The sequence below is a fragment of the Bradyrhizobium sp. 2S1 genome (assembly GCF_011516625.5).
GTDB classification, from domain to species: Bacteria; Pseudomonadota; Alphaproteobacteria; order Rhizobiales; family Xanthobacteraceae; genus Bradyrhizobium; species Bradyrhizobium septentrionale.
Genome location: NZ_CP147717.1, coordinates 1838666 through 1851173, shown reverse-complemented (window position 1 = coordinate 1851173; position 12508 = coordinate 1838666). Strand labels below are relative to the sequence as shown.

Genomic DNA, 12508 nt, shown 5'->3' with positions numbered 1-12508 from the left:
CCAACACGAAATGCCCGATCGCCCGATAGCAAAACCCAATCGTCGCAACGTCATGCATCCTGCGGCGCGGCTGCTGCGACGGCCCGTCGCCGCATCGGCAGGAACAGGCCAGCGACGGCGCCAGCGAACGACAGCGTTGCTGCAAGGCTCATCGCCGCAGCAAATCCGCTGGTGAAATGTCGGGTTGAATCGGCGGCGCCATTGGTTACGAGGCTCGCCACCAGTGCCGCGATGCCGAACATGCCGCCGAGGAAGCGGCCCATGTTGAAGACACCAGACGCCTTGCCCATCTCGCTCGTGGCAACCGCGCTCAGCACTGCGTTCTGTGCAGCCGGCATCGCCATCGAGACGCCGACGCCGGCGAGCACCAGCGGCGCGACCAGCGCGGAATAAGGCACTGACGGGCTCACGATCTCGCTGATCCAGCCGAGCCCGATCGCCTGCATCAGCAGACCAGTGACGACCAGCGTGCGCTCGCCGAACCGGTTGACGGCGGCGCCGGCGATCGGCGCGGTGACGAACAGCGTCGCCGTCCACGGCAATAGCCGCAGCCCGGCGCCGAAGGCGTCGAAGCCGAGCGCGATCTGCAGGAACTGCGGCAGCAGGAACAGCACGCCGTACATCGCGGCATAGAGCAACACGCTTGCGGCGATGCCGGAGGCAAACGGTCTTGCCGCGAACAGCCGCATCGGCACCATCGGGTTCGTCGCGCGTAGCTCCCACAGCACGAACGTCACGGCCAGCGCGAGGCCTGCGATCAGCGCGCCGGTCACCTCCGCGCTCGCCCATCCGACGCTGTTGCCGCGCAACAGGCCCCAGACCAGCGCCAGCGCCGCGAGGGCGACCAGCGTCAGTCCGGTGACGTCGAGCGGCGCTGCCGGTCCAAAACTTTCGCGCAGCCGCGCCAGCACGAGGGCAATCGCGACCAGGCCGATCGGCAGGTTGATCCAGAAGATCCAGCGCCAGCCGAGATGCTCGGTGATGAAGCCGCCGATCGCGGGGTCGATGATCAGCGCGCATCCGGTGATGCCGCTGAAGATGCCGAGCGCGCGGGCGCGCTCCTCCCGGCCGAACGCGCCGCTGAGGATCGCCATCGCGAGCGGCATCACCAGCGCCGCGCCTGCGCCCTGCAGGGCGCGGGCGGCGATTAGTGCCGCGGCGTTGCCGGCCAGCGCGCAGGCCGCCGAGGCCACGACGAACAGGCCGATCCCGGTTGCGAACATTTTCCGACGCCCGAAGCGGTCGCCGAGCGCGGCGCCGGTTAGCAGCAGCACCGCGAAGGTCAGATTGAAGGCGTTGACGGTCCATTGCAGCGTCTCCACCGGGCTGCCGAAATCGGCGCGGATTGTCGCGAAGGCCGTGGTCATGATCATGGCGTCCAGCGCCATCATGAAGGATGCCAGCGCGGTGAGGCCGAGCACCCAGCGCTGTTCGGCGCGCTCTCGAGGAGTCTGCATGGTCGTTCTCCGTTGGCGTGCCGCAAGGTTGCGGCGCGCTTCGCAGGCCAGGACGAACTGGGACCGGCAAAGGATGCGGCCGAAAATATTTTTGACGGACCGCATCCTTTGGCGGTCGGCAAACGTCCTTGGGTTTGACGCGGCCTGTTCCGGCCGCAGAACCAGGCCAAGGAGGTTGCGATGAGACGGACCCTGATCAGGTACAAGGCGAAGCCGGAGATGGCCGAGAAGAATGCCGAGCTGGTTTCGGCCGTGTTCGCCGAGCTGAAGGCGGCGAAGCCGGACGGCGTGCGCTATATGACCTTGCGGCTGGAGGACGACACCTTCATCCACATGGTCGAGACCGTGGCCGAAGACGGCTCGAGCGCGATCCCGAAGCTTGCGGCGTTCCAGGCCTTCCAGGACGGCATCCGCGATCGTTGCGTCGAGCCGCCGCTGGTTCGCAGTGCTGTGATTGTCGGCAATTATCGTATGCTGGATGAGCCGTGAACCGAGTGAACCGACTTGGCGGAGCCATCATGACATCACCACCCAAAGCGCCGGCCGTGACCGAGGTCGACGCGCTCTTGGCGGCGATGCGGCCCAGGCTGCATCGCTACTGCGCCCGCATGGTCGGATCGGTCATCGATGGCGAGGACGTGCTGCAGGACGCGCTGATCAAGGCGGTGGAAGCCTTCGCGTCCGCAGCGCCAATCCAGAACGTGGAAGCCTGGCTGTTCCGGATCGCGCACAACACCGCGCTCGATTTCCTCAGGCGGCGCAACCGCCAGGACGCGCTGCATGCGCCGGAGGAGGTGGACATGATGGCCGGAGAGCTCGATGATGTCAGCCGCCGCGAGATCGCAGCGGCGAGCCTGCGCACCTTCATGCGGCTGCCGGTGGCACAGCGCTCCAGCGTGATCCTGATGGACGTGCTCGGCTGCTCGCTGCAGGAGGTCTGCGGCATCATGGATTTCAGCCTGCCCGCGGTGAAGGCGGCGCTGCACCGCGGACGGACGCAGCTGCGTGAATTCGCCCGTGAGCCCGATGATGCGCCGCGGCCCGGCCTGTCGCCGGCCGATCGCAGCAGGCTCAATGCCTATGTCGGCCGCTTCAACGCCCGCGACTTCGACGCCATCCGCGCCATGATCGCCGATGACGTCAGGCTCGAGCTCGTCAACCGGACGCGGCTGAACGGCAAGGCCGAGGTGTCGCGCTACTTCGGCAATTATTCGAAGATCCACGACTGGCATCTGGTGACTGGACAGGTCGAGGGACGTCCCGCGATCCTGGTGTTCGACCCGGACGCACAGGGCGCGCCGCCGCGCTCGTTCATGCTGCTCGACTGGTCGGCCGACAAGGTTGCGACGATCAGGGATTTCCGCCACGCGGCCTATGCGATCGACGGCGCCGAGTGGGCGGTGGATAAAGGGTAGTGGTCGCCGCTCGGCCTATGGTGCACTGATCGCGCCACAAACTCAGTGTCGTCCCGGACAAGCGAAGCGCGATCCGGGACCCATAACCACGAATGACAATCGTTCTTGTACGCTAGGGCCTCAGCGTTCTTCAACAATCCAATCCTGTGGTTATGGGTCCCCTGAGTTCACAAACGAAGTGCAACACTTCCTTGAGGAGGTGTTGCGATGGGGCGGAGTTACGAGCAGCTATCCCTGGACGAGCGATGCGAGATTGCCCGGCTTTCGGCCAATGGCAGCTCGGTCCGGCAAATCGCGGCAGCTCTGGATCGCCCGCCATCAACGGTCTCTCGGGAGCTGACCCGCAATCGAGGCGTCCAGGTCGGCTACAAACCCAGCTATGCCCAGCAACAGATGCGAGCACGGCGCTGGACGGGCGTACGCCTCGAACGGGAGCCCGGCCTGCGCCGTGCGGTGTTGGAACGCCTGGGTCGGGGCTGGTCGCCCGAGCAGGTCGCCGGCCGGCTGGCCCGCGAACACGGCCGCAAGGTGATCTCCCACGAGACCATCTACCGCTTCATCTACGCCCAGATCCGACGCACCTCGGACTTCAGCTGGCGGCGTTATCTGCCGCGCGGCAAGAGCAAGCGCGGTTACCGCGGCAAGAAGGGCGGCAGCCCCGCAAGCTTCATCGAAGGCCGTGTTTCCTTGGATCAACGGCCTATCGAGGCCGCCGATCGCAGCACTCCCGGTCATTGGGAAGCCGACCTGATGATGTTCTCCAAATACGGTCAGGCCGTCCTGACTGTGCATGAGCGCACCTCGCGCCTGCTGCTCGGCATCCGCCTCGCCAGCAAGGTTGCGCGCGGGGTCGCCCGTCATCTCGTTCGCTTGTTCGCATCCCTGCCACAGGACCTGTGCCAGACCGTCACCTTCGACAATGGCACCGAGTTCGCCTGCCACACGGCGCTGCACCGCCTCGCGATCGAGACCTTCTTCTGCGATCCGCACGCGCCCTGGCAGAAGGGCGGCATCGAGAATGCGATCGGTCGAATGCGGCGCTTCATCCCGCGCAAAACCGACCTCGCAACCCTCCCGACCCGCCGCTTCCATCAGTCCTTCAACGCCTACAACAACACCCCGCGCAAATCTCTTGACTTCCAAACTCCCGCCGAGGCCTTCTCCCAAGTGTTGCACTTCGAGTGTGAATCCACCTCCCGGCCTTCGCCGGGACGACGGTCGAGAGAGGCGCGCTACCGCGTCTTGCCGCCGAACTCGCCGCTGGCGATACGCGCAACGCGGTTGCCGGCTGCGGCCGGGGTGCTGCCCCTGCTTGAGAAGCCGTCATCGCCCGTCTCATGCGGCTCTTCGCCGAGGCGGCTGCCGGGCCAGAACGTCAGGGCCAGCATCAGCGCAAGGTTGACGAGCGCGCCGACCGTCGTGCCGGTGTGCTGGTAGGTCAGTGCATATTCCGGATATTTTCCGGCGACGATCCGGTCGATCACGACGAGCGCAATCCAACCCACCATCACACAGACCGGGTCCCATCCGATGTCGCGGATGCGCATCGATTGCAGCATGAAGGTCATGACGAGCACGGCATAAAAGCCGATCAGGAGCGGCATGCTGTTGGCGGCCTGCGCTAGCAGCACATCCGTCCTGCCGCTCGCCGGTGCATTGCCGGTGATGCCGAACACCAGCATCAGGTAGCCGCAGCCGACCACGAAGCTGAAGAAGAAATAGGCCAGCCGGCCGAGCCGGGCGTTGAAGCCGAAAATGTAATTCAACAGCATGCGACGCGTCCCTTTGGACCGAGCCTCGCCCGGTTATGCTTTCGAGATCATGAAGTCCAGGACGGGCTTCCCGGGACGTGGTTTCCGAGCGCTTTACCGAATCCTTAAAGCCTGCTGCAGTGCGGCGGGGGCCTCTGGAGGGGAGCGGGGGGCCTGCGACAATCGTTGCCTACGCAACCGGCATTATATTTCTTGCCTTGCCCGGTTTAGACGAATTATGATGCACGGTGCTCGGGTGTGCGCCGAAGGTTCTAAATGAGCGCCGTCGGTTCGTGCTTGCTGCAGACTTGCGATATCGCGCACAAAACACGTCACAGAACGACGCGCGTAAAGCGTGACCCCCGGGCCCCCGGGCCCTCGTGATCGAGCCTGGCGGGATCTTTGGTTGAGGAGGGGAGTGAATATGAAAAAGGCATTTTGGCTGGCAGGCGCCATGGCTTTGGCGCTCGCGCAGCCCGCGACGGCGGCTGACAGCGTCAAGATCGGCTTTGTCTCGACCTTCAGCGGTCCGACCGCCGTGATCGGCAACGACATGCGCAATTCCTTCGAGCTCGCGCTCGACCATCTCGGCCGCAAGATCGACGGCAAGCCGGTCGAGGTGATCTACGAGGACGACCAGCAGAAGCCCGATGTCGGCAAGCAGAAGACCGAGAAGCTGGTGCAGTCCGACAAGGTCGACTTCATCGTCGGCTACATCTGGTCGAACGTGCTGCTCGCCTCGCTGAAGACGGCGGTCGATTCCAAGACCTTCCTGATCTCGGCCAATGCCGGTCCGTCGCAGCTCGCCGGCGAACTGTGTTCGCCTTACGTGTTCTCGACCTCCTGGCAGAACGACCAGACGCCACAGGCGGTCGGCACCTACATGAACCAGAAGGGCGTCAAGTCGGTATTCCTGATCGGCCCGAACTACGCCGCGGGCAAGGACATGCTGGCCGGCGTCAAGGGCACCTTCAAGGGCGAGGTCGTCGGCGAGGAATACACGGTGTGGCCGAGCCAGCTCGATTTCTCCGCCGAGCTCACCAAGGCGAAGAATTCCAAGGCCGAGTCGATCTTCGTGTTCTATCCGGGCGCGGCCGGCGTGCAGTTCCTGAACCAGTATGCGCAGGCCGGCATCAAGCAGCAGATCCCGCTCTATACCGCCTTCACCATCGACGAATTGTCGCTGCCGCTGCAGAAGGACAATGCGCTCGGCGTTCCCGGCGCGCAGCAATGGGTCAACGACCTGCCCAACGAGGAGAACAAGAAGTTCGTCGCGGACTACCGCAAGAAGTATCCGGGCCTGCGCCCGACCTTCTACGGCGCGCAATCCTATGACGCTGCCAACCTCATCAACAGCGCCGTGGTCGCGGTGAAGGGCGACCTGACGAAGAAAGACGCGATGAAGGCCGAGATGGAGAAGGTGAACTTCAAATCGGTGCGCGGCCCGTTCAAGTACGGCAACAACCACATTCCAGTCCAGAATTTCTACTTGCAGGACGTGGTCAAGGACGCCGACGGCCAGCTCTCGCTGAAGACGGTCGCGACCATCGTCAAGGATGACCAGGATCGCTTCCACGAAAAGTGCGCGATGAAATAACTCTTAGGGCAATCCTGGCCCACGCCTTGCTTCCTTTTCACCTCGCCCCGCCCTTGCGGGGAGAGGTCGGCGCGTAGCGCCGGGTGAGGGGCCCTTTCCACAAGCTCGATTCGTGGAAAGAGCCCCTTACCCCACCCCTCTCAGGGCGAGCTTTGCTCGTCCCGGCCGCGCAAGGGCGGGGCGAGGGAGAACAACAAGCCGTAAAAGCGGCGGCGCATGCGCGCTGCCGCTGTTTTGTTTCAGCCCGATATGAAGGATCCATGTATCTCGTCGTCGAACAACTGCTGAACGGCCTGCAATTCGGCCTGCTGCTGTTCCTGCTGGCAGCCGGACTGACGCTGGTGTTCGGCATCATGGACTTCGTCAATCTGGCGCACGGCTCGCTCTACATGATGGGCGCCTATTTCGCGGCGACCTTCGTGGCCTGGACCGGCAGTTTTGTTCTTGGCGCGCTGCTGGCGCTGGGCGCCACGCTGCTGCTCGGCATCGCGCTCGAATATGCCGCGCTCCGGCATCTCTACGGCCGCGACCATCTCGACCAGGTGCTGGCGACGTTCGGCCTGATCCTGTTCTTCAACGATGCTGTCCGATTGATCTGGGGCCCGGCCGGTCTCGCGCTGCCGCTGCCGGTCTGGCTCACCGTACCGGTGCAGATCATTCCCGGCGTGTACTATCCGGCCTACCGGCTGATGATCATCGTGGTCGCGCTGGCGGTCGCAGCATTGCTCTATCTCGTCGTGATGCGCACCCGCGTCGGCATGCTGATCCGCGCCGGCGCCTCCAACCGCGAGATGATCGGGGCGCTCGGCATCAACATCAAGCTGTTGTTCACGCTGGTGTTCGGCCTTGGCGCCGCGCTCGCCGGGCTCGCCGGGCTGATGCAGGCGCCGATCCTCACCGTGCAGATCGGCATGGGCGAGAACATCCTGATCCTGGCCTTCGTCATCATCGTGATCGGCGGCATCGGCTCGATCCGCGGCGCGTTCATGGCCGCGGTGTTCGTCGGCATCATTGACACGATGGGCCGCGCCTTCCTGCCCGACCTGCTGCGCAAGGTGCTGAGCGGGGCGGCGGCCTCGACCGCGGCGCCGGCGTTGTCCTCGATGCTGATCTATCTCTTGATGGCCATCATCCTCGTGCTGCGGCCTGAAGGGCTGTTCCCGGCGGCCAAACGATGATGCCCAAGCTCAACGCCTCCAATTCCGTCGTGGCGCTGCTCTGCGCCGCCCTGGTCCTGCTGCCGGTCTATTCGGTGGTGACCGGCAACATCTTCATCCTGACGCTGTTCACCCGCATCGTGATCTTTGCGCTCGCCGCCGCCAGCCTGAACCTGATCATGGGCTATGGCGGCATGATGAGTTTTGGCCACGCCGCCTATCTCGGCATCGGCGGCTATGCCGTCGGCATCCTCGCCACTGAGGGTATCGGCTCCGGCTTCATCCAGTGGCCGGTGGCGCTCGCGGTCTCGGCGCTGTTTGCGCTGGTGATCGGAGCGCTCAGCCTGCGCACCCGCGGCGTCTACTTCATCATGATCACGCTCGCCTTCGCGCAGATGGCCTATTACATCACCTCCGGCCTGTCGCGCTACGGCGGTGACGACGGCCTCACCGTCTACAAGCGCAGCGATTTCGCCGGCCTGATCGACCTCTCGAACCGTACCCAGTTCTATTACCTCTGCCTGGCGTGCCTGTTCGGCGGCCTCTATCTGATCTGGCGCATCGTCAATTCGCGCTTCGGTCTCGTGGTGCAGGGCGTCCGCTCCAACGAGCAGCGCATGCAGGCGATCGGCTTTCATGCCAACAGCTATCGCCTGGTCTGCTTCGTGATCGCGGGCACGATCTGCGGCCTTGCCGGTGCGCTGCTCGCCAACAACACCGACTTCGTCAGCCCGGCAGTGATGTACTGGACCCGCTCCGGCGATCTCATGGTGATGGTGATCCTGGGCGGCATGGGCTCGCTGTTCGGCCCGGTGATCGGCGCGATCGTCTATCTCTTGCTCGAGGAGCTATTGTCGCAGGTCACCGAATATTCGGGACTGATCCTCGGTCCGGTGCTGCTGTTGATCGTGCTGTTCGCGCGCGGCGGCATCATGGGCCTGCTCGGGAGGATGCGCCGTGCCTGATTCCTCGGCTGAGCCCCTGCTCCGCGTCGAAAATCTGGTCCGTCGCTACGGCGGCATCACCGCGACCGACAACCTCTCGATGGAGGTGGTGCCGGGCGAACTGCACGCCATCATCGGCCCCAACGGCGCCGGCAAGACCACGCTGATCAGCCAGCTCACCGGGCAGGTGATGCCGAACTCCGGCACCATCCGCTTCGCCGGCCGCGATGTCACGGGCCTGCCGTCCTACAAGCGCAGCCGGCTCGGGCTGGCGCGCTCGTTCCAGATCACCTCGCTGCTGAAGGATTTCTCGGCGATCGACAATGTCGCGCTGGCGGCGCAGGCGCACGATGGCCACTCCTTCCGCTTCTGGGGCAATGCGCGCAAGGAGCGGCGTCTGCGCGACGCCGCGCGCGCGGCGCTGGAGCGCGTCGGCCTCGGCAAGCGTGCCGATGTGCTGGTGTCGCAATTGAGCCATGGCGAGCAGCGCGAGCTCGAGCTCGCGGTCGCGCTCGCCACCAAGCCGCAGCTTTTGCTGCTTGACGAGCCGATGGCCGGGCTCGGCGTCACCGAATCCGCGCGGATGGTCGCGCTGCTGAAGGAGCTGCGCAAGGAAGTGACCATCGTGCTGGTCGAGCACGACATGGAGGCGGTGTTCGCGCTGGCCGACCGCATCACGGTGCTGGTCTATGGCCGCGTCATCGCCTGCGACGTGCCGGATGCGATCCGCAAGCATGAAGAGGTCAAGCGCGCCTATCTCGGCGAACAGCATGCGGTGACAGGCCATGGCTGATATCAAAACCGCTGAAACCCTGCTCGAAGTCGACGCGATCGAGACCTGCTACGGGTTGAGCCAGGTGCTGTTCGGCCTGTCGCTGCAGATCAGGTCGGGCGAGATGGTCGCGCTGATGGGCCGCAACGGCATGGGCAAGACCACGACCATCCGCTCGATCATGGGCCTGACGCCGGCGCGATCAGGCGCCATTCGTTTCGCCGGCGAGGCGGTGCGCGGCCTGCCGTCCTACAGGATCGCAAAGCTCGGCATCGGCCTGGTGCCCGAGGGGCGCCAGATCTTTCCGAACCTGACGGTGCGCGAAAATCTCGTCGCCGCCTCAGGCAATCGGTTCGGCGCCTCCGATCCCTGGACCATCGACAAGATCCACGCGCTGTTTCCGCGGCTCGCCGAACGCACAGGCAATATGGGCGTCACGCTGTCCGGCGGCGAGCAGCAGATGCTGGCGATCGGCCGCGCGCTGATGACCAACCCGAAACTCCTGATCCTCGACGAGGCCACCGAAGGCCTTGCGCCGCTGATCCGCGACGAGATCTGGAGCTGCCTGTCGATGCTGAAGGGGCGCGGGCAGTCGGTGCTCGTCATCGACAAGAACGTCGGAAACCTCTCCCGCATCGCCGACCGCCACTACATCATCGAGCGCGGCAAGGCGGTGTGGAGCGGGACCAGTGAGCAGCTGATCGCCGAGCCGGAGCTGCAGCACAAGTATCTCGGGATTTGAGGAAGCGGGCTGCCACTGTTCACCGCGAAGAGCTTCGCAGCAGTCGTTTGGCTGCATCGGCTGCGGCCGCCGCATAGGCCCGATCGCCATGCACCAGCATCAAGGAGATCGCGCCCTCGGAGAGCAGCCAGATCTCGCGCGCACGGCGGTGAGCCTCGCGGACGCCAGCCCGCTTCAGCAAGTCGCCGAGATGGGTTTCAAGCAATGCCTTGTGCCGACGCGCAATTGCGCGTGCGGGATGGCCGGGGAGATCGGCCAGTTCGATGACCAGCCTGGTAAATCCCGAGCCGGCCCATCGTGGCCGGTCGGCCCAGACCGCGAGGTCGCGGAATAGGCCGTCAATAATCGCTGCCGGCGAGCCGGACAGCTTGTCGCCGAACGTGGCGAACGCGGCCAAGGCCAATTCGTTCTGGGCTTCAAGCACGAAGGCGAGCAGCTGATCCTTGCTTTGAAAATGATTGTAGAGCGTGCGCTTCGTGACCCTCGTCGCCGCTGCAATTTCGTCCATGCTCACGCGGCTATATCCGCGCTGGCGAAACAGGACGTATGCGGCAGCAAGGATGCGCTGTCGTGTCGGTTCTGCAGATCGCACCATGCAGTCACCCCTGAGTATACCAGGTAGTGAATTTACACCGGTCGAAAAACCGAATGGAATGGCATCTGTGACTTTTTCAGCCCGTTGTAACCAGTTTCTTCCCTCGCGCTGCGAAGGCAATCGTCATGCCCGACCCATTGACGCTCAGAGAAATCAGAGCCCGTCCGGTGGTGCTCAAGCTGAAGCGGCCTGTGGTCGCGCGCATTGTCACGATATCGGAGTGGCCGCTCGTTCTCATCGATCTCGTGACCGAGGAGGGCATCGTCGGGCGAAGCTATCTCGAGCCGTATATCGTGAAATCGATGCGATATCTGGTTCCCGCACTTCACGACCTCAGCGAATTGCTCAGAGGTCGAAGCGTGGCGCCGGTCGAACTCTTTGAGGCAGCGCGCAAATCCCTCCACTTTGTCGGCTATGAGGGATTGTCGATGATCGCCGCGTCGGGTCTCGACATGGCTGCGTGGGATGCGTTGGCGAAGGCCGCAAACAAGCCGCTGTGCGTGCTGTTGGGTGCTACGGTCGGCGCCGTGAGATCCTACAACAGCAACGGCCTTTGGTTGAAAGAGCCGGCCGCCGTCGCAGCCGAAGCCTTGGAGTTGCGGGACGAAGGAGGATTTTCCGCTCTGAAATTGCGGCTCGGCCGAAGCGATCCGCGCGAAGATTTGGCGACGCTCGACGCGGTGCATAAAGCGGTCGGTGAGCGCATGCATCTGATGGTCGACTACAACCAGGGGCTAAATCTCGCCGAGGCCATCGAGCGCTGCCATATGATCGACGACCACGGCCTCGACTGGATCGAAGAACCCGTGCTCTACGACAATCTCGACGGGCACGCCCAGCTTGCGGCAGAACTGAAGACACCGATTCAGATCGGGGAGAACTTCTATGGCCCGAGGGAGATGCATAAGGCGATCGCGAAAAAGGCTTGCGACCTGGTAATGCCTGATTTCATGCGCATCGGCGGAGTGACGGGCTGGATGCGCGCGGCAGCGATCGCCGGCGCAGCAGGCATACCGATGTCAACGCATCTTTATCCGGAAGTGGCCGCTCATGTCATGCGTGCAACGGAGACCGCACATTGGCTAGAGCATTTTCCGATCACGTTGCGTCGTAACCAGCCGCGACGAGATAATTTTGGCATTCCTCGGGTGAGAAGCGCTTGAGAGCGTTGGCGATTGCTTGCCAGAGATCGGGCATGGTGCGCGCTGCGGCGGCCCGCAACAGGGCTTTCAGTTTAGAGAAGGCCATTTCGATCGGGTTGAAGTCTGGACTGTAGGGCGGAAGATAGAGCAGGCTTGCTCCGACCGCCCGGATGGCCTCTCGAACGCCATGGACCTTGTGAGCGGGCAAGTTGTCCATGATAACGGTATCGCCCGGCCGCAGCGATGGGGCGAGCAATTGCTCGACGTAGGCCAGGAAAGCGTCGCCATCCATTGGACCGTCCAGAACAAGCGGCGCGATCAGACCGTCGGAGCGCAATCCAGCGGTGAATGTCGTCGTCTTCCAATGTCCGTGTGGGATAGCTGCACGACATCGCTCGCCGCGTGGCGAGCGGCCGTAAAGCCGCGCCATTTTGGTGTTGGCGCTGGTTTCGTCGATGAAGACGAGACGCTCAGGGTCAAGATCGATTTGCCCTTCGAACCACTCCTCACGCGCGGCATTTATATCGCCGCGCCGTTGCTCGGCGGCGTGCGCTGTCTTTTTTTAAGTGTGATCTTTCTGCGCTGGAAAAAACGCCAGAGCGACGCGATGCCAGTCGATATTCCACGACGTTTCAACAGTTCTCGCAACTCGGCGAGCGTGATATCCGGCTTCGCTGTCACTGCCTCCAGAATCAATTGCGAATGCGCTTCGATGCGCTGCGATTTGCGGTCACCGCCCTGGCGTTTAGGAACGATGTCGCCAACTTCCTTGAGGCGACCGCGCCAGCGGATCGCACTGGCCGCGCTGACACCAAAGCGCTCAGCAGCCTGTCGACAGGACATGCCACCGTCAATCGCGGCTATCACCCTTTGACGAAGATCAACCGAAAGCGCCCTGGCCATACATGCTGGCCTCCCTCGCCAGCATGCAGCTTG

General features: G+C 63.8%; 12 protein-coding genes and 1 pseudogene. 9 read left to right on the top strand and 4 right to left on the bottom strand.

Annotation, left to right across the window (positions count from 1 at the left end; translation table 11 throughout):
• Window positions 1-50 precede the first annotated feature (50 nt).
• A complete protein-coding gene (locus HAP54_RS08865; protein ID WP_166299424.1) occupies window positions 51-1457 on the bottom strand; it encodes a DHA2 family efflux MFS transporter permease subunit in 1407 nt (468 codons plus the stop codon).
• A gap of 180 nt (window positions 1458-1637) precedes the next feature.
• On the opposite strand from HAP54_RS08865, the gene HAP54_RS08860 reads away from it, so the two are divergent.
• From HAP54_RS08860 to HAP54_RS08850, 3 genes and pseudogenes are all read left to right on the top strand, one after another.
• Window positions 1638-1946, top strand: coding sequence for a hypothetical protein (locus HAP54_RS08860; RefSeq protein WP_166299423.1), 309 nt, complete (start codon window positions 1638-1640; stop codon window positions 1944-1946).
• Window positions 1947-1975: 29 nt separating this feature from the next.
• The gene (locus HAP54_RS08855) at window positions 1976-2872 is read left to right on the top strand and encodes a sigma-70 family RNA polymerase sigma factor (RefSeq protein ID WP_166299422.1); all 897 of its coding nucleotides are present in this window, start codon (window positions 1976-1978) and stop codon (window positions 2870-2872) included.
• A gap of 207 nt (window positions 2873-3079) precedes the next feature.
• Window positions 3080-4066 (top strand): annotated as a pseudogene (locus HAP54_RS08850) (IS30 family transposase); the annotation flags it as partial.
• 38 nt (window positions 4067-4104) lie between these two features.
• On the opposite strand, the gene HAP54_RS08845 reads toward HAP54_RS08850, so the two are convergent.
• Entirely contained in the window at window positions 4105-4644 is a 540-nt protein-coding gene (locus HAP54_RS08845; protein ID WP_224741318.1) for a DUF805 domain-containing protein, read from the bottom strand.
• Window positions 4645-5047: 403 nt separating this feature from the next.
• On the opposite strand from HAP54_RS08845, the gene HAP54_RS08840 reads away from it, so the two are divergent.
• The 5 genes from HAP54_RS08840 (at window position 5048) to HAP54_RS08820 (ending at window position 9835) form a co-directional block, all read left to right on the top strand.
• Window positions 5048-6220: an ABC transporter substrate-binding protein gene (locus HAP54_RS08840; RefSeq protein ID WP_166299421.1), complete on the top strand. Its 1173-nt coding sequence runs from the start codon at window positions 5048-5050 to the stop codon at window positions 6218-6220.
• A 260-nt stretch (window positions 6221-6480) separates the two neighbouring features.
• Window positions 6481-7398 carry a branched-chain amino acid ABC transporter permease gene (locus HAP54_RS08835; RefSeq protein WP_166299420.1) on the top strand — a complete coding sequence of 306 codons (918 nt, stop codon included), beginning with the start codon at window positions 6481-6483 and terminating at the stop codon, window positions 7396-7398.
• Window positions 7395-8342, top strand: a complete 948-nt coding sequence (locus HAP54_RS08830) for a branched-chain amino acid ABC transporter permease (RefSeq protein WP_175619393.1) — start codon at window positions 7395-7397, stop codon at window positions 8340-8342. The genes HAP54_RS08835 and HAP54_RS08830 overlap by 4 nt, the downstream gene beginning before the upstream one ends.
• Entirely contained in the window at window positions 8335-9114 is a 780-nt protein-coding gene (locus tag HAP54_RS08825) for an ABC transporter ATP-binding protein (RefSeq protein WP_166299418.1), read from the top strand. The genes HAP54_RS08830 and HAP54_RS08825 overlap by 8 nt, the downstream gene beginning before the upstream one ends.
• Window positions 9107-9835, top strand: a complete 729-nt coding sequence (locus HAP54_RS08820; protein WP_166299417.1) for an ABC transporter ATP-binding protein — start codon at window positions 9107-9109, stop codon at window positions 9833-9835. The genes HAP54_RS08825 and HAP54_RS08820 overlap by 8 nt, the downstream gene beginning before the upstream one ends.
• Window positions 9836-9854: 19 nt before the next feature.
• Here the strand turns inward: HAP54_RS08820 and HAP54_RS08815 are convergent, their stop codons facing one another.
• Window positions 9855-10550 (bottom strand): TetR/AcrR family transcriptional regulator, encoded by a 696-nt coding sequence (locus HAP54_RS08815; protein ID WP_166299416.1) that lies wholly within the window; start codon window positions 10548-10550, stop codon window positions 9855-9857.
• Window positions 10551-10555: 5 nt separating this feature from the next.
• On the opposite strand from HAP54_RS08815, the gene HAP54_RS08810 reads away from it, so the two are divergent.
• On the top strand, window positions 10556-11593 hold the full coding sequence (locus HAP54_RS08810; RefSeq protein ID WP_166299415.1) for an enolase C-terminal domain-like protein: 1038 nt from the start codon (window positions 10556-10558) through the stop codon (window positions 11591-11593).
• On the opposite strand, the gene HAP54_RS08805 is transcribed toward HAP54_RS08810, so the two are convergent.
• A protein-coding gene (locus tag HAP54_RS08805) for an IS630 family transposase (RefSeq protein WP_166293531.1) occupies window positions 11529-12475 on the bottom strand; the annotation gives its coding sequence in 2 pieces (ribosomal slippage) (window positions 11529-12136 and window positions 12136-12475; 948 coding nt in all). The genes HAP54_RS08810 and HAP54_RS08805 overlap by 65 nt on opposite strands.
• Window positions 12476-12508 lie beyond the last annotated feature (33 nt).

What these genes read in the sequence shown, in the direction of transcription:
- HAP54_RS08860 (WP_166299423.1), top strand. Translation starts at nt 1,638, where the DNA reads ATGAGACGGACCCTGATCAGGTACAAGGCGAAGCCGGAGATGGCCGAG.
- HAP54_RS08830 (WP_175619393.1), top strand. Translation starts at nt 7,395, where the DNA reads ATGATGCCCAAGCTCAACGCCTCCAATTCCGTCGTGGCGCTGCTCTGC.
- HAP54_RS08855 (WP_166299422.1), top strand. Translation starts at nt 1,976, where the DNA reads ATGACATCACCACCCAAAGCGCCGGCCGTGACCGAGGTCGACGCGCTC.
- HAP54_RS08865 (WP_166299424.1), bottom strand. Translation starts at nt 1,457, where the DNA reads ATGCAGACTCCTCGAGAGCGCGCCGAACAGCGCTGGGTGCTCGGCCTC.
- HAP54_RS08810 (WP_166299415.1), top strand. Translation starts at nt 10,556, where the DNA reads ATGCCCGACCCATTGACGCTCAGAGAAATCAGAGCCCGTCCGGTGGTG.
- HAP54_RS08835 (WP_166299420.1), top strand. Translation starts at nt 6,481, where the DNA reads ATGTATCTCGTCGTCGAACAACTGCTGAACGGCCTGCAATTCGGCCTG.
- HAP54_RS08840 (WP_166299421.1), top strand. Translation starts at nt 5,048, where the DNA reads ATGAAAAAGGCATTTTGGCTGGCAGGCGCCATGGCTTTGGCGCTCGCG.
- HAP54_RS08820 (WP_166299417.1), top strand. Translation starts at nt 9,107, where the DNA reads ATGGCTGATATCAAAACCGCTGAAACCCTGCTCGAAGTCGACGCGATC.
- HAP54_RS08845 (WP_224741318.1), bottom strand. Translation starts at nt 4,644, where the DNA reads ATGCTGTTGAATTACATTTTCGGCTTCAACGCCCGGCTCGGCCGGCTG.